This window comes from Mucilaginibacter sp. 5C4 (assembly GCF_034345625.1).
Classification (GTDB): domain Bacteria; phylum Bacteroidota; class Bacteroidia; order Sphingobacteriales; family Sphingobacteriaceae; genus Mucilaginibacter; species Mucilaginibacter aurantiaciroseus.
Genome location: NZ_CP133775.1, coordinates 4,176,613 through 4,197,462 on the forward strand (window position 1 = coordinate 4,176,613; position 20,850 = coordinate 4,197,462).

Sequence of the window (20,850 nt, forward strand, 5' to 3'; positions counted from 1 at the left end):
CTATAATGGACTTCGGATGGAAACAAATTTGGAAACTATATGGTTGGAAAAAACTATTTAGTTGGAATAATCGACTATTCTATTTTACGGTTATAGTTACTTTATTATTGTTTTGCTCCATATTAATTTTAAATGAAAAGAATTTAGCTTACACCTTGGTTAAAAAAATATTAGATGTTGACATCTCAATTTTACCAACCTTATTGGGTTTTAATTTAGGGGCTTATGCTTTAATAATAGGATTCCTTTCTAATAAAAATTTGTTAGAAGCTTTAACAGATAAACACGGGACTAATTCTGCAACATCGATTGAAGAAATAAGTGGAGTATTTGCTATAAATATAATAACCCAAGCATTCACTTTATTGCTTGCTTTTTTATCACAAACTATTTTAGTATTTATAGAAAATATTAACTTAAGTGAAAAATGGCTTGATATATTATATTCAGATATGTATACTAATAGTGTAAATGACATTTATTTTCTCTTAATTACATTTTTTACCTTGTACTCAATTGCTCTTGTAATACAAAACGCAATTAACATTTTTGATTTTAATCAATTATTTACATATTTTTCATTCAAAAAACAGGAGGATGAATGATAACTACCTTTTTGTCAAACTTTAATCTATCAATAGATTAAAGTTATTACCACTAAACCAGATAGCAGCGATACCGGCCTCTATTAATAGTAGAAGTTGCGATGGCAGTAGCAGCACCACCAATAGTGTGGCTAAGGCCTCGTGCAGTATGAGCGGATAGCGGGGCTGCCGCATCCGAAGCACTACTGCTATTGTTTTACGGATTATTAGTCCATAGTCCATGGGAGCGCATTGGCCCGCAGTATACGGTCATAGCGACGCATTAGTCTATGGTCCATTTAACTGCGGATCCATCTATGCACTATCGACTATGGTCTATCAGCTACTTCCTACTTTGCGGCGGAAGAGGTAGCGGGAGCTATCGTCGGCGCCGTAGCGCAGGGTGTTTACAAACAGCCAGCCTGGTTGGGCCAGGTAGTTAAAGGCTTGTGCCAGGGTGTTAAATTTCAGCTTCTTGCCGTTACTGTCGCGCAGGGTGGTATCGTCGTCGGGTTCGTTGGTTTTGCCGTAGTCTACATCCAGGCTCACCGTTTCCCCAAAAATAAGGCGCGTTGGGGTAACCACACAATAGGTTTCGGCGGGGGTGTAAGCGGCGGTATCGGCAGGTGTGGGGTTAACAGCCTGCGCCTTAGCAAGGCAGGGCAGCAGGCCAATGGCTACAAGGAGCAGTAATTTTTTCATGATGGTTTATGGTACGCGGGTTTAGTAGCGCTACGGGTTAGAGTGGGGTTTACGGGGTTGGGTTTAACGGGATTTGAAATAATGTATTGGTTCATTAGTTCATGGTTTTGTAGCGCGGTGAACCCTGCCTGCCTTTACGGGCTGGGCGGCGCGCCAATTCGTGAAGAGGGAATTAAACCTTTGCAAACGAGCCTGACAAACGGAACGATAACCTACTAAATGCGGCATAGTGTAACAGACGGGTGGCACCGCAACTGATACAGCACTGCCTTACACTGGGTGTTACCAAGCCGCGACTTTTCTTTGGTTCGTTTCTTTTGGGAGAAAAGAAATGAACATCCACAGGCGATTCATATTGCTCACCAACCAGCTCCTAACAGGGCACTGCAATTGATTTTAAAGCGTGCTCATTACCATTCCTAACAGGGCACTCCGATTGATTTTAAAGTGTGCTCATTGCCGCTCCTAACAGGCACTGCGATTGATTTTAAAGTGCGCTCATTGCCGCTCCTAACAGGGCCACTAACAGCAGTGCTTTTTAATGAACGTTAGCCCGCTCATTGCCGCGGAGGGCTATTACTTTTTGCTTGATCAAAAAGTAACAAAAAATCAAGTAATAGCGATGCTTCCCCGCTCCCTGCCGGTTCTTAACGCTTTTCGCCGCATGCGCGGTCTTCAAAGCTAAACCGCCATTCCCGCCATACGCCCGGCCCGCCGCTATGACGTACCCCAAGCTTTTTAGAATTTGGGTTCGCAGTCACGATTTTGTCGTCCATACGCTGTTCGATACCTTTCCACCTGGATAACACACACCTAACCCCTTTGGTGAGGGGGACTATGGCGCGCTCATTTATTATGCTTGCATAGCTTTGGCTTATTTAAAAATTGGTTAATTTTACCGTTGATACAAACCAATTACGCCCGCATGGAAAGCATCGCTCCTTATAAATCTCAGTACAAGATTCGCTTTGTTACGGCTGCCTCGTTGTTTGACGGGCACGACGCTACCATTAACATTATGCGCCGCATTTTGCAAAGCACCGGTGCCGAGGTGATACACCTGGGCCACAACCGCAGTGTGGACGAGATCGTAAATTGTGCTATACAGGAGGATGTGCAGGGCATTGCCCTCACCAGCTACCAGGGCGGCCACGTGGAGTATTTTAAATACATGCATGATTTGCTTGCCGAGCGCGGCGCGGGCCATATCAAGATTTTTGGCGGCGGCGGCGGGGTGTTCCTTCCGCAAGAAATTGCCGAGCTGCAGGCCTACGGCATCAGCAAGATCTACTCGCCCGATGATGGCCGCACCATGGGCCTGCAAGGGATGATCAACGATATGATGAGGCAGTGTGACTTTTTGACGCCGGGCCCCACCCAAACCCTTTCGGGAGGAGGCCTCACCCCAGCCCTCTCCAAAGGAGGGGGAGTTGAGAAGAGGATGATGATGGATAAGGGGGATATTGCGAGGTTGATAACGGCTGCCGAGCAAGGTAACTATTCACCAATCTCTAATCACCAATCTCTACAGGCAGCGCCTGTATTAGGCATCACCGGCACGGGTGGCTCGGGGAAATCGAGTTTGGTGGATGAGATCGTAAGGCGTTATTTGATGGAGACGGATAAGACGCTGGCCATTATTTCGGTAGACCCCAGCAAACGTAAAACAGGCGGCGCGCTGCTTGGCGACCGCATCCGCATGAATTCCATTAACAGCCCGAGGGTGTATATGCGATCATTGGCTACACGGCAGGCTAACCTTGCCCTTAGCAAGCACGTGCAGGAGGCTATTGATATTTGCAAGGCGGCAGGGTATGATATGGTTATTGTGGAGACGAGCGGCATTGGCCAATCGGACACGATGATAACTGATTATTGCGATTTGTCGCTTTACGTGATGACGCCCGAGTTTGGCGCGGCTACCCAGTTGGAGAAGATAGACATGCTGGATTTTGCCGACCTGGTAGCCCTTAATAAATTTGATAAACGCGGCGCTTTAGACGCCATACGCGATGTGCGCAAGCAGTACAAGCGCAACCATATGTTGTTCGACGCCAAAGACGAGGACCTGCCCGTGTACGGCACCATGGCTTCCCAATTTAATGACCCGGGGATGAACACCCTGTTTACAGCGCTCATGAAAACGGTGAAAGATAAGACGGGAATTGATTTGATTGGAGCGGGGAGCGGAGTGGCCAGGCCGGAGCAAGGCGAATCGGAAAAGATCTATATTATTCCGCCGGATAGGATAAGATACCTGGCAGAGATTGCCGAAAACAGCGCCGCCTATACCGATTGGGTGAACGAGCAGTGTAAGATAGCGCAGCAGATGTTTAATGTGAGGGGGAGCCTCACGCTGGCCCTCTCCAGCCAAACCCCATCCCTATCCAGCCTCACCCCGGCCCTCTCCAAAGGAGAGGGAGTAGGAAAGATGATGGATAGCCTATCCAGCCAAACCCCGGTCCTCTCCAAAGGAGGCCTCACCCCAACCCTCTCCAAAGGAGAGGGAGCAGGAAAGAAAGTTTCTTCGATTTCTGCTGAGGATTTAGGTGAGGCTCTACAGGATATGTATAACCACCTTGAAGACCACCTGCACGCCGATTGTAAACGCCTGCTGAAAGAGTGGCCGGAAACGGTTGCCAAATACAAGGCAGATAACTTTATATATAAGGTGCGGGATAAGGAGATCAAACAGCCTTTGTACTATACTTCGTTGTCGCAGTTGAAGGTACCTAAGATCTCGTTACCAAAATATGAAGCATGGGGCGATATACTGCGCTGGTTACTTACCGAGAACGTACCGGGCGAGTTCCCGTATGCCGCAGGGGTGTTCCCGCTGAAGCGCGAGGGTGAAGACCCAACCCGCATGTTTGCCGGAGAGGGCGGCCCCGAACGGACGAACAAACGCTTCCATTATGTATCGCTTGGTCAGCCGGCGCACAGGTTATCTACCGCGTTTGATTCGGTAACCCTATATGGCGAAGACCCGCACGAGCGGCCGGACATCTACGGCAAAATAGGCAACTCGGGCGTTAGCATCGCCACGCTGGATGATGCCAAAAAACTATATTCGGGGTTTGATCTTTGTCATGCCTCAACCTCCGTAAGCATGACTATCAACGGCCCCGCCCCTATGCTGCTGGGTTTCTTCATGAACGCCGCTATTGACCAGCAATGCGAGAAGTATATTACCGAGCATGAGTTAGCGCATTTGGTGGAGGATGCGTATAAGAGGGTTTATGATGAGAAGGGGTTGGAACGGCCGAGGTACCAGTTAGCGTTGAAGCCTCACCCTGCCCTCTCCAAAGGAGGCCTCACCCCAACCCTCTCCAAAGGAGAGGGAGTTGAAAATAGCCTCACCCCTGCCCTCTCCAAAGGAGAGGGAGTTGAAAAGGAGGGGCGTAAAAGACTGGGGTTTGAAACTGCGGATTTGAGGATTTGGGAATTATTAAAAGGTAATTCTAAAGATAACAGGCAAAATTCAACAGAAACAGAGAGTTTACTTTGGCAGCTTTTAAGAAATAATCAAATTGGTTATAAGATAAGACGACAACATGCTATAGATGGTTATATCGCCGATTTTGTTTGCTTGCCAAAAGGGTTAGTTATTGAGATCGATGGTGGGTATCATAACTATACAACAGAGCAGGATGAAATAAGAACCCGGGTTTTAAAAGACGAGGGATTTGACGTTATTCGTTTTACAAACGATGAAGTATTAAAAAATACTCAGGAAGTAATAAGAGCAATAACGGATAAATTAAATAATCAGCCAGACAGGAAAGTCCTCTCCTTTGGCGAGGATTTAGGCGAGGCTTCTACGACAGAGGGGGCTTCTTTGCCCCCCGGCAACAGTGGCCTCGGCCTCATGCTTCTCGGCTTAACCGGCGACCAGGTTTTGCCTGCGGATGTTTATGAGCAGATCCGCGCGTATGCCATTGCTACGGTTAGGGGAACCGTGCAGGCCGATATTTTAAAGGAAGACCAGGCACAGAACACCTGTATATTTTCGACAGAGTTTGCCTTGCGGATGATGGGCGATATCCAACAGTATTTTATTCAGCAAAAGGTTAGGAATTTTTATTCGGTATCTATTTCGGGCTACCACATTGCCGAGGCGGGTGCCAACCCTATTACCCAGCTGGCCTTTACACTCAGCAACGGCTTTACGTATGTAGAGTATTATCTGAGCCGTGGGATGCACATCGATGATTTCGCGCCCAACCTATCCTTCTTCTTCAGTAATGGTATAGATCCTGAATACTCGGTGATAGGCCGTGTGGCAAGGCGCATCTGGGCTAAGGCTATCAAGAACAAGTACAGGGGGAACGACAGGTCGCAGAAATTGAAATACCATATCCAAACCAGTGGGCGCTCGCTGCATGCGCAGGAGATCGACTTTAACGATATCCGCACTACGCTGCAGGCTTTGTACGCTATTTATGATAACTGTAATTCGCTGCACACCAATGCGTACGACGAGGCCATCACCACCCCAACCGAAGAATCGGTACGTAGGGCAATGGCTATACAGCTCATCATTAATCGTGAGCTTGGCCTTGCCAAAAACGAGAACCCGATACAAGGCGCCTTCATTATAGAAGAATTAACCGACCTGGTGGAGCAAGCCGTACTCACCGAGTTTAAGGCCATTAACGACCGTGGCGGCGTGCTGGGCGCTATGGAAACCATGTACCAGCGCAGCAAGATCCAGGAGGAATCGCTTTACTACGAAACCCTTAAACATACCGGCGAGTACCCTATTATCGGGGTAAATACGTTCCTGAATAAAAAGGGATCGCCAACCATTGTGCCGTCGGAAGTTATCCGCGCTACCGAAGAGGAGAAGCAGTTCCAGATAGCGGCCCTGCACCTGTTTCAGCAACGGAACCGGGAGCATGCCCCAGCCCTGTTAAAAGAGCTGCAGCAACGCGCCATAGCCGGCGATAACATCTTCGAGGCACTGATGCAGGCCTGTAAGTATTGCTCCTTAGGGCAGATCAGCAATGCGCTGTATGCCGTTGGCGGGCAGTATAGGCGGAATATGTAGGTGAAGAGACTTTTAGAATCAAGAGCCAAGAAACAAGACATAAGACATAAGAAACCTTGTCATTGCTGTGGAACGTAGTGACCCGGCAATCTCAGCATATCCAACTGCCTCTGAGATTGCCACGCTATCGCAGCATTGACATAGTGGTAATCCGTCCGCTTTGTGTCCAAACTGTCTCGTACTTCTAAACGGACGGACACCTTTAAGTTAACCCAACCTACCTTATTTCCATCTGCGTGTAACATTGGTGTTGATTAGTCAGTCAAACAGCCATACAACCACTATATGGCCTTATCTATAACCAACCTTAGCAAGCAATATAACAATCAAAAAACCGCTTTAAGTAGCTTTTCCATCAATATTAATAAGGGGATACTGGGTTTGCTTGGGCCAAATGGCGCGGGGAAATCCACCTTAATGAAACTCATCGCCACCATCAGCAAACCTACTACAGGCACACTGCTTTTAGATGGTATCGATATTGTGCAGCATCCGGATGCTATCCGCAAGGTATTGGGTTACCTGCCGCAGGATTTTGGCGTGTACCCCAACCTTAACGCTTACGAATTTTTAGAATACATTGCCGCCATGAAAGGCGTTGGCGGTAAAGGCCTGCGCAAGCGTATCGACATATTGCTGGAGGGTGTTAACCTTACGGCAGATGCCAAAAGGCCTATCGGCACCTACTCGGGTGGCATGAAACAGCGCATAGGCATTGCCCAGGCACTGCTTAACGACCCTAAAGTGTTAATTTTTGACGAACCAACCGTTGGCCTCGACCCCGAAGAGCGCATGCGGTTTAGGCAGCTGATCGCCGATCTGGCGCAGGATTGTGTCATCATCCTGTCGTCGCACATTGTGTCTGATATCGAAACCATTGCCGATGAGGTTGCCATTATGCAGGGCGGCAAACTGATTACCAAAGGCTATCAACAGGATATTATTAAACAAGCCGACGGCCGTATTTTTGAAACGTTTTTAGATAACGCCGCCCTTACCGAATTTAAAGGCCGCTACAAAGTAATAGACACCGCCCGCCAAAACGACCGTATTAAAACGCGTTACATTAGCACACAGGCAGATGCCGCCCCGTCATCCGCACCAATCAAGGCCACTTTAGAGGATGCTTACTTGTTTTTAACCCAAAACAACGCTTAAGCATATGCCGTACATTTACAATATTATTAAGGCAGATTATTTGCAGCGTACCCGCAGCTACTCGTTTTTAATAACGCTGGCCATTACGGTTTATGCCGCCTATTCGTTTGTACCGCCGGATACGGCCAATTATACCACCTTAAGTGCATCCGGGTACCGGGGCGTTTACAATTCGGCATGGGTTGGGTATGTATCCGCCATCATGACGACCGTAATGCTATCCTTCTACGGCTTTCTGCTGGTTAACAGCGGCATTAAAAAAGATATCGATACCGAAGTAGGGCTAATTATCGCTACCACCCCTATCAGCAATTTTAAATACCTTTTATGTAAACAGCTAAGCAATTACCTGGTGCTAATAACCATTGCGGGCTGCACGTTTTCGGTAAGCCTGGTACTGTTTTTTATCCGCGGGGAGGGGCACCCGTTTATCATCTCTGACTTTATTTTGCCCTACCTGTTCTTTGCCGTACCTGCATTATTTATGGTGGCAGCGCTGGCTGTAGTGGCCGAGGTTTTTTTGGGCAAGCGCAGCATCTTGCAATACATCATTTACTTTTTTTTGTGTGGAATTGTGATGTCCACCATCACCCAAAGCGGCAAAAATACTACCGGCGCTTTTGACCCATTCGGCTTAAGTCTGGTCACTAAAAGCATTACCGCCCAAATCAACACGCAGTTTCACGAAAGTGTAAAAAATGTATCCTTCGGCTTTATTTTTAACGGGCACCGTAAATACAAACCCTTTGTATGGGCTGGCATCAGCTGGTCGGCGGTATTTGTGTTTAGTCGTGCGTTGTGGATGGCGTTTGGTTTAGGACTTGTGTACTGCTCCTCGCTGTTTTTTCATAGGTTCGATTTTAAACAGGCATCAGCCAAAAAGAAAATTAAGGCAGCAAAGCAACCTACAGAAGCCAATAAACTAACCATTAACCCCGCAGGCATAACCCGCGAAGCCATGCCATCGCTGGTTTTCAACTACGGCATTTTCCCGTTCATCAAAACCGAATTACTATTATTGGTAAGGCAGGGCAACAAATGGCTGTGGCTGCTAAATGCAGGGCTATGGGTAGCTATGTTTATAGCGCCTTTGCCAATCGCATATAGCTACCTGCTACCCATACTGCTATTTTTACAGGTAACCCGCTGGAGCGATTTGGTAACCAAAGAGAAAACCAACCGGGTGCATTACTTCGCCTACGCATCCTATAACCCATTATTACGCATGCTGCCCGCGCAGATCTTAGCCGGGGTGGTTTTAGCGCTTGCATTGGCGCTACCGGTGATAATGCGCAATGCTTTGCTGTTAAACAGCGCTTCCATTCTAAATATCATAAACGGTTGTGTGTTGATTGTTCTATTGGCAGCAACCCTGGGCATTTTAAGCGGCGGCAAAAAGCTTTTCGAGGTAGTGTTTTTTATGCTGACTTATGCCGTTATTAATAAATTAGACATTACAGATTACCTAGGCAGCATGCCACACAGCAGCATGTATTTAGCTGTTGTATTGTCTATTAATATAGCACTTGTGTGTACTGGCTTTATAGTGAGGAACTACCAGGTAAAGCATTTATAGGGGTGTAAATTGCTCCTCCCCTTTAACAAGTGAAGATTTAGACATACAATACCTTTAATTCTGTGTTCTGTAGGAACTACCGCTTTGTAGCAAAATCGCTCAGCATATCTTTGCTCCATAGGTGCAATCCATGGGTAACCCCTACCGGGCAAAAGACATTTACAATAGCGCGCTACAAAGCGGTAGTTCCAACGGAACATTTGTTTTTGTCCGTCTTTTTCCAATCCATTTTTATCCTCTAAACTGACGGACAGCACTAACTATGGCAATGTCTAAATTTATTGTACCTTTCTTGCAATAACCTAAGCACATGCCAGACATAATTATAACCAGCCCTTTTAACAAAGTAAGTTTTATTAATAATCATAAAAAACTTTGGGCTAACGCCAATAAGAAAGCACTAAAAAGCTATTTAAAAAATTCTGCTTTTGCTATTGTTATGCTGCTTGTTTGCATTTTCACTCATAAAGAACAAGGATTTCCCTTTGCTATAGCGCTTACAAGTGGTTTCTGCTTTTATGTATTAATGAAATGGTTAGAATTTTTTGAAAGGCGGTACAATTATTTCAAGCTGATAAAAAAGCAGGCCCAGGCGTATGATCAAATGAATATGGCTTGCACCTGCGTACTATCTGACGATTGGTTTGACTACACCGATAATGAAAAAAGTTTTAAATTTCAGTGGCATTTACTAAAGTCCTATCAGCATACCGGCGATACGGTAATTATAGGTTTTAACACCGGCATATATTTCCCTTTTGATAATGAAGGAATAGATAACGATACATTTATAAAAGCCTGTGATTTTTTAAAGGCCAAAGCAGAAATAAATATTATAACTTTATAGTATAAACTCTGTCCGCTTTCTGTCCAAATCGTCCCGCTCCTAAAAACGGACGGAAGGCCATATCCATTTGCATCCCACCCGGCTTTTACCTAAATTTAGTCACCATTTATGAAGAAGCTGCTACTGTTACTTGCCATTACGTTTATTACCCATTTTGCTTTCTCGCAGGATATAACCTCCACTTGCCAAAAAATTAACGAGTTAAATAACCGTGTACTTAACAGCACTATTAAACGTGCGGACGCGGCAAAACAATTTAAAACGTTGCTGGCGAAGATAAAAGGCAATGCCGCACCTGGTAACCCTACATGGGTATTCCCGCTTGCAGGCTACAAAAGCAGCGCCATTGGCGGCACAAATGGCAATGGCTACAGCGATAAGGGTTACAACTACCTCGATGGCAATAAACACAGCGCACATCCGGCCCATGATATTTTTATTAAAGATGTTAACCAGGATGGCATGGACGACAGCACCCTTAAACCCGTTGATGTTTTGGCAGTAGCTGATGGCATTGTGGTAGCCTGTACTAACAATTGGGAACCTACAAGTACTTTGCGTGGCGGCAAATTTATCTGGATCTACCACCCGGCATCAGGCATCTTTAGTTATTACGCACACAACCGCGCCATATTTGTTAAACCGGGCGATGAGCTTAAGGCTGGCGATAAAATTGCTGAGGTTGGCCGTACGGGACTTAACGCTTACAAAAAACGCTCGCCAACGCATTTACACTTTTCGGCATTTAAAATTGTGCGCGGCTTGCCCGTGCCTTTTAACCCCTACCAGCAACTTTTTAGATCAACAAAACGATGAAAAGCATTTTAGCCTTTATATTACTGATAGCACTCGCGGCATTTATCCCTGTAGATAATGTACATACACGCTTTAAGCCATCGGCAGGTTATACACGTGTTGCTGTAGCACCGGGTAGCTTTGGGGCTTACCTGCAAGGCTTGACGCTAAAACCCGCCGGCACCCATACCAAAACCTACACAGGCAGCATTGCCCGTACCGACCCTTACACCGCGGCTGTGGTAGATATGAGCATTGGAGTACAAGACTTGCAGCAATGTGCCGATGCCGTAATGCGCCTGCGAGCCGAATACTTATATAAGAAGAAAAACTATAATGCCATTACTTTTAATTTTACCAGCGGCTTTAAATGCGATTATACCCACTATGCCGATGGCTACCGTTACATTAATGATCGCTGGGCGCTAAAAGGCAAAAAGAATTACAGCTACCAAAACTTTTTACGGTACATGAACCTCGTATTTTCGTACGCAGGCACGCTATCGCTCCAAAAAGAATTAAAGCCCGTTGCCAACCCTAATGATATTAAAGCGGGTGATGTATTCATTAAAGGCGGCTCGCCGGGCCATTGCTTTATAGTGATGGATATTGCCGAAAATGCCGCCCACAAAAAGCAATTCCTGCTGGCGCAAAGCTTTATGCCTGCCCAAAATATCCAGGTACTGCAAAACGGATCGCCTTGGTTCAGCCTTGGCACTGCTGTTGCAACAATCCCTTACGGGGAATTGGTAGATGCGAAGTATTTGAGGCGGTTTTAGACGAGAGAAGCAAGAAGATGAGAGCCAGGAATCAAGACCAAAAGACCTATACCTCTAAAACAAACTAACGGTCAATTTCCATCAAAACGAAATTATTCTACACATCAGGCAATCACCCATGCCTGGCACCGCCATTTAAACAAAAATGTATGCTATAGGGTACACAAAACAACCATAGCGAAATACTAAAGGTATTTTATCTGAGTTTTTATAAAACAGCACATTTTACCTAAGAATATTACCTTTTTTCGCAGTTTCATCTATAAAATTAACCTGTAAGGCACGGCTATTGCCTTACATTGGTTGGACTATTTAATTTGATTATGAGACAATTTTTTTCAGACTCGCTACACCTCTTCATTATATTTATGATGGTGGTGTTTATCATTGGAGCGATATTGGCCCTTACCGGTAACTTTGACCATTGGACAGAACGCTATCGTTTAAAACGCAGGCGCCGCCGTTTAATACGCGATAAAAGCCGGAAACAACCTAAGGCCGATATAGATAAACACGGGACGCCTTATTACTCTACCAGGCCAGATAAAGAAACTACCAGCGGTAAAGGTAAATACGCTTAAAAGTATTTAAATAGTAAGAGCCCTGCACACGCGGGGCTCTTTTTATACCCAATATTTACCTGGTAATTACTTAGGCTTTGTGCTGATATTGATATATTTAGAAAAAATTAAGGTAGCCATGAAAAAATTACTTTTTATAACCTGTATAATTACCCTTGCTTTTTCGGCAAATGCGCAAAACCTTACGAAACCCGTAACTACAGCAGTAAGGCCGGCGGATACCACAAAAAAGGCAGGGCCTAACTTATATAACCCTGCTGCGGATGCCAAAGCGGATATTGCCGCGGCCGTTAAAAAAGCAAATGCCGAACATAAGAACGTATTACTGCAACTTGGCGGTAACTGGTGCATTTGGTGCCTGAGGTTTAACGACCTGGTGACCAAAGATGCCGAACTTAACAAATACATGAATGATAATTATGTAGTGCTGCACGTAAACTACAGTAAAGAGAACATGAACGAAAAAGTACTGGCCAACCTCGGTTATCCGCAGCGTTTTGGTTTCCCGGTGTTTGTAGTGCTTGATGCTAAAGGCACACGCCTGCATACCCAAAACTCCGGCTACCTGGAGGAAGGTAAAGGCCATAGCAAAACCAAAGTAATGAGATTTTTTGAGAACTGGTCGCCAAAGGCACTGGATCCGAAGAGTTATGCGGAGAAGGCGAAGTAGTGATTGGTTAATCAAGCGTCATTGCTGCGAGGTACGAAGCAATGACGGCTTTAAATAAAAAGAGGGTTGCGCATAAGCATAACCCTCTTTTGTCTTGATAAGTGATAAGCAACTAATCTCTAAAAACTACTCAATAACGCTTACTTTAAGCATATTGGTTTTGCCTTGTTTAATAATTGGCACTGCCGCGGTATTGATAACCACATCACCTGCGTTAAGCAATTGCTCAGCTTTCAGGATGTTGTTTACATCGGCAATAGTTTCGTCTGTACTGTCAGATTTATCGTAGTAAAACGCACGTACGCCCCAAACAAGGCTAAGCGCGTTAAGCAACTGCTTGTTAGATGTAAAAATGTAAGTACCTGCTTTAGGGCGGTAGCTCGAGATCTCGAAAGCGGTGTAACCACTAACCGTCATTGATACGATACCCTCTGCTTTGGTATGCTCTGCCAAATAAACAGCCGAACCGCAAAGCGCGTCGCTCAGGTAATTTGCAGATGTTGAATCTGTATTTTCCACTTTAGAAGCGTTGAACGGATAACCAAGGTCTTCCACGTTACGAACGATCTTAGCCATTGTTTCGATAACAATAACCGGGAACTCACCAACAGATGTTTCACCGCTTAGCATCACCGCATCGGCACCATCAAGTACCGAGTTGGCAACGTCATTAACCTCGGCACGTGTTGGGCGCGGGGTTGTGATCATAGATTCCAGCATCTGCGTAGCAACAATAACCGGTTTTGATGCATCGCGGCATTTACGGGCGATCATTTTTTGCAGCAAAGGCACTTCTTCAAGCGGGCACTCCACGCCAAGGTCACCACGGGCAATCATCACACCATCACTAGCGGCGATGATCTCGTCGATGTTTTCGATAGCCTCCGGTTTTTCAACCTTGGCAATTACACGTGCAGCTTTACCACTTTCGCGGATGATGCGTTTAAGGTCTATAATATCCTGTCCGGTACGTACGAAAGAAAGGCCAACCCAATCTACATCCCATTGCAGGGCGTATTGCAGGTTCACCAAATCATCCGGCGTTAAGCTTGGGATTGATACTTTTGTATTTGGCAGGTTTACACCTTTACGTGATGTTAAGATACCACCGTGTACAACCTCGCAAATTACGGTGTCTTTACGGTTGGTCTCAATAACTTTCAGCTGCAGTTTACCATCATCTAATAAAATGATCTCGTTTGCCTGCACATCCTGCGGGAAGGTTTCGTAAGTAATGTAGATCTGGTTATCGTCACCAATACATTCATTGGTAGTGATGTTGATACGGGTACCATTAATCAGGTGGATACCGCCGTCTTTAACCAAACCAATACGAATTTTAGGGCCCTGCAAATCGGCAAGGATACCTACGTTAGTTTTATATTCGTCGTTTATCTCGCGGATAAGGTCAATAAATTTCTTGTGGTCTTCGGGTTTACCGTGCGAAAAATTCAATCGGCACACATTTAAACCGGCGCGGATCATTGATAATAACACTTCTTTTTTTGAGCAGGCCGGGCCCATTGTGGCAACAATCTTAGTACGATTATAGTAAAATTTCATATTTTCAGGTTAAATTCAGGCTATATTACTGTATTGTGTATAAATTACACATCTAAATTTCCGCTAAAATAATAGATTTTCGCGTGATTTTATTTTTTTCGGGTCAATCTTTACCGCCGCAACAATTTCAGGGATCTTATTCAGGCACGAAAGTACGTTTTCAAGGTCGTCATCATCAATATAATTTTTGATCATTATAAAATAATCGGCCTCGCGCATTTCGGGCACCAAATAACCTTCACTCCCCTTATTTCCAATAAAATAGAAATCGGTTTCGGTACTTTCCCAGCTAAAGTGGAACATCGAGAACAGCAGCGGCGCACCGTTAACATTGGTATCCAGCGATAGATCTACTACCCGGGTAAAATTAAAATTTAAACATTTGTTTATATGGTAGCAAATGCGGTAATCTTTCAAAGATGTGGTAACCGCTATCAGCACAAAATCCAGATCGATCTCAAACTTTAAAACTTTCCTGTTCAAAACCATTTACATTTTAAGATGGTAAAAATACAAAACGTAAGCACTTACCATAAATTTTTGTTGATACATTTTTAAATAAAGGGTTGCCGGTTTAAACCACCCTTCATTTGCATCAACTGTATACTAATATAATAGCGCGGCAAGTTTGAAATTTTTTCCGCAAGGCGGATGATAAGCTAAGCCATTTTTAAAGAAAAATTAAGCACCGCTGGGCTTTCAAAGGCCTGCATTTTAAATAAATTTGCTAATTACCGGCCATTTGACAAACTAATTAATTACCTAATAATAAGGCAGATACATTCACTAAATGCAACTTTATCACTATTAATTGGAAATAGATATTAAACTTTAATAGTTCTACTCAAAATCATTACTTTTACGCCGGTTAAAAACGCAAGTCCAAATCTTTTGTCACAATTAATTGTTCAATCAATATTGTCAAAGTTTTTAGATTTGATATTTAACATAATTTATTTTTCTTTGCACTGAATTTATTAATCATTAAACTATAAAGACTATGTCTGATATCGCTTCAAGAGTAAAAGCAATTATCGTGGAAAAACTGGGTGTTGACGAAAGTGAAGTTACACCAGAAGCAAGCTTCACCAACGATCTTGGTGCTGACTCTTTAGACACCGTGGAATTGATCATGGAGTTTGAAAAAGAATTTAACGTTGCAATCCCTGACGATCAGGCCGAAACTATCGGTACTGTTGGCCAGGCTGTTGCTTACTTAGAAAAAAACGTTAAAGCTTAATTTAGAGCTCCCTAAAACTGTTCAATGGAGTTTAAAAGAGTTGTAGTGACCGGGCTTGGAGCGCTTACTCCAATTGGTAATACTGTTCCCGAATATTGGAACAGCCTTATTAATGGGGTAAGCGGCGCTGCCTTTATTAAGAGTTTTGATGTTGAAAAATTCAAAACCAAATTTGCCTGTGAAGTAAAGGGGTTTGACGCTGAAGGTTTTTTGGGCCGTAAAGAGGCTCGTAAGCTCGATCCGTTCGTGCAATACGCTTTATTTTCTACAGAAGAAGCTGTTAAAGATGCGGGATTAGATTTCGACAAACTGGATACCAGCCGCATAGGCGTTATCTGGGGATCCGGCATCGGTGGTTTAAAAACGTTTTTAGATGAGGTTGTAAACTTTGCCAAAGGCGATGGTACACCCAAGTTTAACCCGTTCTTTATCCCTAAAATGATTGCCGACATTGCACCGGGCCATATATCTATTAAATATGGTTTACGCGGGCCAAACTTTACCACGGTTTCCGCATGTGCATCATCAAACAACTCGCTTATTGATGCCTTTAATTACCTGCGCTTGGGTAAAGCAAACATGTTTATTACAGGTGGGTCTGAAGCTATCATCAACGAAGCAGGTATTGGCGGTTTTAACGCTATGCATGCCCTAAGCACCCGTAACGACGACCCTACAACGGCATCACGCCCCTTTGATCTGGATCGTGATGGTTTTGTGGCCGGCGAAGGCGCGGGAACCATAATTTTGGAAGAATTGGAGCACGCCCTTAAACGCGGCGCTAAAATTTATGCCGAAATGGTTGGAGGTGGAATGAGTGCCGATGCTTACCATATGACTGCGCCACACCCGGATGGGTTAGGTGCATCACTGGTAATGAAAGCTGCGTTAGAAGATGCCGGTTTACAACCGTCAGATATCGACTATGTAAACGTACACGGTACATCAACCCCAATTGGCGACCCGCAAGAAGTAAAAGCGATCACCGATGCTTTTGGCGACCATATTTATAATATCAACATCAGTTCAACAAAATCAATGACGGGCCATTTACTTGGTGCTGCCGGCGCTGTTGAAGCAATTGCCTCTATCCTGGCGTTGCAGCATGGTATTGTACCGCCAACCATCAATCACTTTACAGACGACCCGGCCTTTGACCCTAAAATTAACTTTACATTTAACACCGCCCAAAAACGCGAGATAAACATTGTACAAAGCAATGGCTTTGGTTTTGGCGGCCACAATGCTTCAGTTATATTTAAAAAATACCAGCACTAATTTCGCATGGATGCCAATAAGCCGCTTTTATAAGCTATACCTTTCGCCAAATAGAAAATACGTTAAGGTTTTAAAAAATTTGCTCGGTTTTGTACCGGGCAATTTGTCGTTATACAAGTTGGCATTTCGCCACAAGTCGGTAGCGCAAAACATCCGCAAGGGTGTAAAAAACAGTAACGAACGTTTAGAATTTTTGGGCGATGCCGTTTTAGGCAGCGTAGTAGCCGAAGTGCTTTTTAAACTATACCCATACGAAGACGAAGGCTTTTTAACAGAGCTGCGTTCAAAAATTGTAAGCCGCAATAACCTTAACCAGCTTGCCCGCAAGCTTGGTTTTGACAAACTGATAGAGTTTGATACCAAGATCTTAAACTCGGGCAGGCAGGGCTCACTTTTAGGTGATGCCTTTGAAGCCCTGATAGGTGCCGTTTACCTGGATAAGGGGTATGATTTTACCCGTAATTTTCTGGTGAACCACATCATTAAATCGCACATCGACATCCACACGCTGGAGCAAACCGAAACAAACTTTAAGAGTAAACTTATCGAATGGTGCCAACGCCACGGTAAAGACATCAGCTTTGATGTAATAGAGAATCAGGAAGGCGAAAGCGCCAAACTATTCACCGTACAAGCCAGTGTAGATGGCGAGATCATGGGATCGGGCAAAGAGTTCAGCAAGAAAAATGCTGAAAAATTAGCTGCGGAGAAAGCGTGTGCGTCGTTGGGGATATAGTTTTATTTCGGATTTTCGATTTCGGATTTAGAACAACTCGCCAATCAACTACTCACCATCCTTAATACAACTTCTGCAAACTATCCTTACCACCACTTTTCTTAAAGTATTCGTATTGCGCCTTTATTTTTTTGATGAGATCATAATCGCCCCATATTTTCAGGTCTTCAAACGATGGGCGATAATATTCCATAAACTTACGTACAGTGGTACTGTCATTATCGGTTAAACCGGTTGCTCGCATAACTAACGGCTTATTATAGCGGCGATCAACCTCCGTTGCTTCTACTTCGCGTTTGCTAAACGCGGCGAAACGTTTTGCACGGCCGGGTGTTTTACCAAATAGTTCATATAACCCGGTAATAGGCGATGTTAACATTGATAATACTGGTGGGCTACCGTTGTAAAAAGTCCCCTTTTTACGGTAATCGCCCATAATATCGTTAAGCTCCTGCTTTTTGGTTTGGCCCTGTATGCGCACTTCGTTTAGCTGCATTTCGGGCTGCAAGTAAACCACCATACCATAACTTGTAGCCTGTTGCTTTTGGGGCGTGTAGCCGCTTTTGGTAAATAATAATGTATCGCCAACGGCTGCTTCAATACTAAAGCCACCCAACCCATCGCAATAAATAGCCTTATTGGTTTTTAGGTTAGTGATGTAAACCTCGTTAAGCCTGTCTGAAGAGATGCGCTTATAAATAGCTCCCTTTATAGTAACCTGTTGTGCCGAAGCAAGAAAGGCGAAGCAAAACAGATTTATTGTACAGGCAATTATAAACTTCAAGAGCATATTTATTTAACGCCGCAAACTTATAAAATGTATAGCTGCCAAAGTGTGAAAAAGTGTTAAAGTTGGTGGTTATGTTAGTGTCCCGATAGTTATCGGGAGGAGATTTGTTAAATGCAGCGCAAACTCGCATCTCATATCTTACATCTATAATCTAAAAATATTATCTTTGCACATGATAAAATCCATGACAGGGTATGGAATTGCCAGCTATGACTCCGGCAAAACAAAATATACCGTTGAGATAAAATCCCTGAACAGTAAATTTCTTGAACTTTCCCTGCGTTTACCTAAGATCTTCTCCGAAAAAGAGTTCCAGTTACGTAACGATTGCAGCAAGCAGATAGACCGCGGTAAGGTTAACCTTTCTATCAATGTAGAGCAGGCAACCTCAAACGTTAAAGCAGCCGGCATCGACCGCGAATTGCTTAAACATTACTACAACCAGCTAAAAAGCGTAAGCGACGAACTTAACGAACAAGGTGGCAACCTATTGCAACTTGCCCTTGGTTTACCCGAGGTAGTTAAGTACGAAGAAGATACCGTATCTGAAGATGAATGGAAACTGGTTGAAAAAACCTTTCAGCAGGCTATGGCTAATTTCCAGAAGTTTAGGAGCGATGAGGGTAATGTATTGGAGGCTGATGTTAAAATGCGCATCGGCATTATCCTGAAAAATTTGGAGCTTGTTGAGGTTGAAGAGCCAAAACGTGTGCCTGCCATCCGCGAACGCCTGAACCAATTCTTGAGCGAGGCCGTAGGTGCCGAAAGCATCGACAAAAATCGTTTTGAGCAGGAACTGATCTATTACATAGATAAGCTTGACATCACCGAAGAAAAAACCCGCTTAAAAGCACACTGCGACTATTTCATCGAGACCTTGAAAAACGCGGATGCCAACGGTAAAAAACTTGGTTTCATCTCGCAGGAGATCGGCCGCGAAATAAACACCCTGGGCTCTAAAGCTAATGATGCCAACATGCAAAAATTGGTTGTAGGTATGAAAGAAGAGCTTGAAAAAATTAAAGAACAATTATTGAATGTACTATAAGTTCATAGTTGATGGTTCATAGTTAATGGTAAAAGCCAAACTATAACCTACTATGATCCATGAACTATTAACTAATGAGCCAAAACGGTAAACTCATCATATTTTCGGCCCCGTCGGGTGCAGGTAAAACTACCATTGTGCACCACCTGCTTGGCCAGATCCCCAATCTAGAGTTTTCCATTTCTGCAACTACCCGGCCTGCCCGCGGCGATGAGGAGCATGGTAAAGATTACTATTTTATTAGCCTGCCCGAGTTTACCCACCGCATTGCCAAAAAACAATTTGTAGAGTTTGAAGAAGTATATACAGGGACGTTTTATGGTACTTTACGGACGGAAATAGAGCGCATTTGGGCAAAAGGCAAAACCGTTATTTTTGACATTGACGTAGAGGGTGGTATGCACTTAAAACGCAAGTATAAGGAGCAGGCATTGGCTATTTTCGTGCAGCCGCCATCGCTTGATGTTTTAAAAGAACGTTTGGCCGGCCGGGGTACCGATAGCAACGAAAAACTACAGGAACGTTTTGCAAAAGCAGAAAAAGAGCTTAATTACGCCCCCCAGTTTGATATTATCCTTAAAAATTACGATCTTGAAACGGCTTGTAAAGAAGCAAAGGAATTAGTCAATAATTTCATTGATTCATAGATAATGGTTCATAGTTCATAGCCATACACTATTCGTTTTAATAGCCGAAATTAAAATATACACATAGCGAGCACCCTGTTCAATATGATTTGCGAACTATTAACTGCAAACTCATGAAAATTGGTTTACTATTCGGTTCCTTTAATCCAATACATATTGGGCATTTGATTATTGCCAACTACATGGCAAACCATACCGCACTCGATAAGGTGTGGCTGGTAGTATCACCCCAAAACCCACTAAAAAAATATGGCGACCTGATCAATACCTACGACCGTCTGGAAATGGCCAAACTGGCTACCGATAACGCTACCAACATAGCCGTAAGTGATGTAGAACTAAAGCTCCCACAGCCATCATATACCATTGATACCCTTACCCATCTAAAAGAAAAATATCCCGAGCACGAGTTTGCCCTTATCATGGGATCAGACAACCTGGTTACCCTGCATAAGTGGAAAAACTATAAGTTGATATTGCGCGATTATAAGATTTTTGTTTATCCACGCCCTGGTTATGAAAACGCAGAGCTGGCATCGCATCCGGCAGTAACTATCACTATGACGCCGCAGATGGAATTATCCGCAACATTCATACGCAAATCTATCGCCGAAAAAAAGAACATACAATATTTTGTGCCCGATGCGGTTTTAAAATTTATAGAGGATAAAAGTTTGTACAGAGTTTAATTTTCTCTCCGCGCATTATTGCGCGGTACGAAGCAATCTCTTTGCTATACAGAGCCGCTCTGCCTATGTAGAGATTGCTTCGTACCGCGCAATGATGGGCTGTGGTTAAATTCCTTT

At 44.1% G+C, this 20,850-nt stretch carries 21 protein-coding genes; 15 read left to right on the top strand and 6 right to left on the bottom strand.

All coding sequences use genetic code 11. The features are described from left to right. Positions 1-5 precede the first annotated feature (5 nt). On the top strand, positions 6-605 hold the full coding sequence (locus tag RHM67_RS19510) for a hypothetical protein (protein WP_322228986.1): 600 nt from the start codon (positions 6-8) through the stop codon (positions 603-605). Between the two features lie 21 nt (positions 606-626). On the opposite strand, the gene RHM67_RS19515 is transcribed toward RHM67_RS19510, so the two are convergent. After that, positions 627-827 carry a hypothetical protein gene (locus RHM67_RS19515; protein WP_322228987.1) on the bottom strand — a complete coding sequence of 67 codons (201 nt, stop codon included), beginning with the start codon at positions 825-827 and terminating at the stop codon, positions 627-629. Positions 828-923: 96 nt separating this feature from the next. After that, a complete protein-coding gene (locus RHM67_RS19520) occupies positions 924-1,286 on the bottom strand; it encodes a hypothetical protein (protein WP_322228989.1) in 363 nt (120 codons plus the stop codon). A 925-nt stretch (positions 1,287-2,211) separates the two neighbouring features. Between RHM67_RS19520 and RHM67_RS19525 the strand changes: the two genes are divergently transcribed. Beyond that, positions 2,212-6,336 carry a methylmalonyl-CoA mutase family protein gene (locus tag RHM67_RS19525; RefSeq protein ID WP_322228991.1) on the top strand — a complete coding sequence of 1,375 codons (4,125 nt, stop codon included), beginning with the start codon at positions 2,212-2,214 and terminating at the stop codon, positions 6,334-6,336. A 59-nt stretch (positions 6,337-6,395) separates the two neighbouring features. Here the strand turns inward: RHM67_RS19525 and RHM67_RS20700 are convergent, their stop codons facing one another. Next, entirely contained in the window at positions 6,396-6,581 is a 186-nt protein-coding gene (locus tag RHM67_RS20700) for a hypothetical protein (RefSeq protein WP_369124780.1), read from the bottom strand. Between the two features lie 40 nt (positions 6,582-6,621). On the opposite strand from RHM67_RS20700, the gene RHM67_RS19530 reads away from it, so the two are divergent. From RHM67_RS19530 to RHM67_RS19560, 7 genes are all read left to right on the top strand, one after another. Beyond that, on the top strand, positions 6,622-7,494 hold the full coding sequence (locus RHM67_RS19530; protein WP_322228993.1) for an ABC transporter ATP-binding protein: 873 nt from the start codon (positions 6,622-6,624) through the stop codon (positions 7,492-7,494). A 4-nt stretch (positions 7,495-7,498) separates the two neighbouring features. Next, positions 7,499-9,070: a hypothetical protein gene (locus RHM67_RS19535; RefSeq protein ID WP_322228995.1), complete on the top strand. Its 1,572-nt coding sequence runs from the start codon at positions 7,499-7,501 to the stop codon at positions 9,068-9,070. Positions 9,071-9,380: 310 nt separating this feature from the next. Then, positions 9,381-9,917, top strand: coding sequence for a hypothetical protein (locus RHM67_RS19540; protein WP_322228996.1), 537 nt, complete (start codon positions 9,381-9,383; stop codon positions 9,915-9,917). 108 nt (positions 9,918-10,025) lie between these two features. Then, the gene (locus RHM67_RS19545; protein WP_322228997.1) at positions 10,026-10,733 is read left to right on the top strand and encodes a M23 family metallopeptidase; all 708 of its coding nucleotides are present in this window, start codon (positions 10,026-10,028) and stop codon (positions 10,731-10,733) included. Beyond that, positions 10,730-11,491, top strand: a complete 762-nt coding sequence (locus RHM67_RS19550; RefSeq protein ID WP_322228999.1) for a DUF4846 domain-containing protein — start codon at positions 10,730-10,732, stop codon at positions 11,489-11,491. The genes RHM67_RS19545 and RHM67_RS19550 overlap by 4 nt, the downstream gene beginning before the upstream one ends. 323 nt (positions 11,492-11,814) lie before the next feature. Beyond that, the gene (locus RHM67_RS19555; RefSeq protein WP_322229001.1) at positions 11,815-12,072 is read left to right on the top strand and encodes a hypothetical protein; all 258 of its coding nucleotides are present in this window, start codon (positions 11,815-11,817) and stop codon (positions 12,070-12,072) included. Between the two features lie 118 nt (positions 12,073-12,190). After that, positions 12,191-12,742 carry a thioredoxin family protein gene (locus tag RHM67_RS19560; protein ID WP_322229002.1) on the top strand — a complete coding sequence of 184 codons (552 nt, stop codon included), beginning with the start codon at positions 12,191-12,193 and terminating at the stop codon, positions 12,740-12,742. A gap of 126 nt (positions 12,743-12,868) precedes the next feature. Here the strand turns inward: RHM67_RS19560 and pyk are convergent, their stop codons facing one another. Continuing rightward, complete coding sequence (pyk, locus tag RHM67_RS19565) at positions 12,869-14,305, bottom strand: pyruvate kinase (protein ID WP_322229004.1); 1,437 nt, start codon at positions 14,303-14,305, stop codon at positions 12,869-12,871. Positions 14,306-14,368: 63 nt separating this feature from the next. Next, positions 14,369-14,794: an IPExxxVDY family protein gene (locus RHM67_RS19570; protein ID WP_322229005.1), complete on the bottom strand. Its 426-nt coding sequence runs from the start codon at positions 14,792-14,794 to the stop codon at positions 14,369-14,371. A 511-nt stretch (positions 14,795-15,305) separates the two neighbouring features. Between RHM67_RS19570 and RHM67_RS19575 the strand changes: the two genes are divergently transcribed. Genes RHM67_RS19575 through rnc form a run of 3 tightly spaced genes read left to right on the top strand, consistent with a single transcriptional unit; the run spans position 15,306 to position 17,559 of the window. Next, positions 15,306-15,545 carry an acyl carrier protein gene (locus tag RHM67_RS19575; RefSeq protein WP_067058906.1) on the top strand — a complete coding sequence of 80 codons (240 nt, stop codon included), beginning with the start codon at positions 15,306-15,308 and terminating at the stop codon, positions 15,543-15,545. Between the two features lie 24 nt (positions 15,546-15,569). Continuing rightward, the gene (gene fabF, locus RHM67_RS19580) at positions 15,570-16,823 is read left to right on the top strand and encodes a beta-ketoacyl-ACP synthase II (protein ID WP_322229009.1); all 1,254 of its coding nucleotides are present in this window, start codon (positions 15,570-15,572) and stop codon (positions 16,821-16,823) included. 10 nt (positions 16,824-16,833) lie between these two features. Beyond that, positions 16,834-17,559: a ribonuclease III gene (gene rnc, locus RHM67_RS19585; protein ID WP_252759210.1), complete on the top strand. Its 726-nt coding sequence runs from the start codon at positions 16,834-16,836 to the stop codon at positions 17,557-17,559. A gap of 61 nt (positions 17,560-17,620) precedes the next feature. Here rnc and RHM67_RS19590 read toward each other — a convergent pair whose 3' ends face one another. Next, positions 17,621-18,343 (bottom strand): hypothetical protein, encoded by a 723-nt coding sequence (locus RHM67_RS19590; RefSeq protein WP_322229010.1) that lies wholly within the window; start codon positions 18,341-18,343, stop codon positions 17,621-17,623. Between the two features lie 178 nt (positions 18,344-18,521). Here RHM67_RS19590 and RHM67_RS19595 point away from each other — a divergent pair, with 178 nt between their 5' ends. The 3 genes from RHM67_RS19595 to nadD all read left to right on the top strand — a co-directional run bounded on the left by RHM67_RS19595 (position 18,522) and on the right by nadD (position 20,733). Beyond that, positions 18,522-19,397 (top strand): YicC/YloC family endoribonuclease, encoded by an 876-nt coding sequence (locus RHM67_RS19595; protein ID WP_322229011.1) that lies wholly within the window; start codon positions 18,522-18,524, stop codon positions 19,395-19,397. Positions 19,398-19,471: 74 nt separating this feature from the next. Then, positions 19,472-20,044, top strand: coding sequence for a guanylate kinase (gene gmk / locus RHM67_RS19600; RefSeq protein WP_322229012.1), 573 nt, complete (start codon positions 19,472-19,474; stop codon positions 20,042-20,044). A gap of 113 nt (positions 20,045-20,157) precedes the next feature. Next, positions 20,158-20,733 carry a nicotinate (nicotinamide) nucleotide adenylyltransferase gene (gene nadD, locus RHM67_RS19605; RefSeq protein ID WP_322229014.1) on the top strand — a complete coding sequence of 192 codons (576 nt, stop codon included), beginning with the start codon at positions 20,158-20,160 and terminating at the stop codon, positions 20,731-20,733. The last annotated feature ends 117 nt before the right edge of the window (positions 20,734-20,850 follow it).

What these genes read in the sequence shown, in the direction of transcription:
- RHM67_RS19510 (WP_322228986.1), top strand. Translation starts at nt 6, where the DNA reads ATGGACTTCGGATGGAAACAAATTTGGAAACTATATGGTTGGAAAAAA.
- RHM67_RS19555 (WP_322229001.1), top strand. Translation starts at nt 11,815, where the DNA reads ATGAGACAATTTTTTTCAGACTCGCTACACCTCTTCATTATATTTATG.
- rnc (WP_252759210.1), top strand. Translation starts at nt 16,834, where the DNA reads ATGCCAATAAGCCGCTTTTATAAGCTATACCTTTCGCCAAATAGAAAA.
- RHM67_RS19570 (WP_322229005.1), bottom strand. Translation starts at nt 14,794, where the DNA reads ATGGTTTTGAACAGGAAAGTTTTAAAGTTTGAGATCGATCTGGATTTT.
- RHM67_RS19515 (WP_322228987.1), bottom strand. Translation starts at nt 827, where the DNA reads ATGGACTATGGACTAATAATCCGTAAAACAATAGCAGTAGTGCTTCGG.
- RHM67_RS20700 (WP_369124780.1), bottom strand. Translation starts at nt 6,581, where the DNA reads ATGTTACACGCAGATGGAAATAAGGTAGGTTGGGTTAACTTAAAGGTG.
- RHM67_RS19540 (WP_322228996.1), top strand. Translation starts at nt 9,381, where the DNA reads ATGCCAGACATAATTATAACCAGCCCTTTTAACAAAGTAAGTTTTATT.
- RHM67_RS19595 (WP_322229011.1), top strand. Translation starts at nt 18,522, where the DNA reads ATGATAAAATCCATGACAGGGTATGGAATTGCCAGCTATGACTCCGGC.
- RHM67_RS19545 (WP_322228997.1), top strand. Translation starts at nt 10,026, where the DNA reads ATGAAGAAGCTGCTACTGTTACTTGCCATTACGTTTATTACCCATTTT.
- nadD (WP_322229014.1), top strand. Translation starts at nt 20,158, where the DNA reads ATGAAAATTGGTTTACTATTCGGTTCCTTTAATCCAATACATATTGGG.
- fabF (WP_322229009.1), top strand. Translation starts at nt 15,570, where the DNA reads ATGGAGTTTAAAAGAGTTGTAGTGACCGGGCTTGGAGCGCTTACTCCA.
- RHM67_RS19550 (WP_322228999.1), top strand. Translation starts at nt 10,730, where the DNA reads ATGAAAAGCATTTTAGCCTTTATATTACTGATAGCACTCGCGGCATTT.
- RHM67_RS19525 (WP_322228991.1), top strand. Translation starts at nt 2,212, where the DNA reads ATGGAAAGCATCGCTCCTTATAAATCTCAGTACAAGATTCGCTTTGTT.
- RHM67_RS19560 (WP_322229002.1), top strand. Translation starts at nt 12,191, where the DNA reads ATGAAAAAATTACTTTTTATAACCTGTATAATTACCCTTGCTTTTTCG.
- gmk (WP_322229012.1), top strand. Translation starts at nt 19,472, where the DNA reads ATGAGCCAAAACGGTAAACTCATCATATTTTCGGCCCCGTCGGGTGCA.
- pyk (WP_322229004.1), bottom strand. Translation starts at nt 14,305, where the DNA reads ATGAAATTTTACTATAATCGTACTAAGATTGTTGCCACAATGGGCCCG.
- RHM67_RS19530 (WP_322228993.1), top strand. Translation starts at nt 6,622, where the DNA reads ATGGCCTTATCTATAACCAACCTTAGCAAGCAATATAACAATCAAAAA.
- RHM67_RS19575 (WP_067058906.1), top strand. Translation starts at nt 15,306, where the DNA reads ATGTCTGATATCGCTTCAAGAGTAAAAGCAATTATCGTGGAAAAACTG.
- RHM67_RS19520 (WP_322228989.1), bottom strand. Translation starts at nt 1,286, where the DNA reads ATGAAAAAATTACTGCTCCTTGTAGCCATTGGCCTGCTGCCCTGCCTT.
- RHM67_RS19535 (WP_322228995.1), top strand. Translation starts at nt 7,499, where the DNA reads ATGCCGTACATTTACAATATTATTAAGGCAGATTATTTGCAGCGTACC.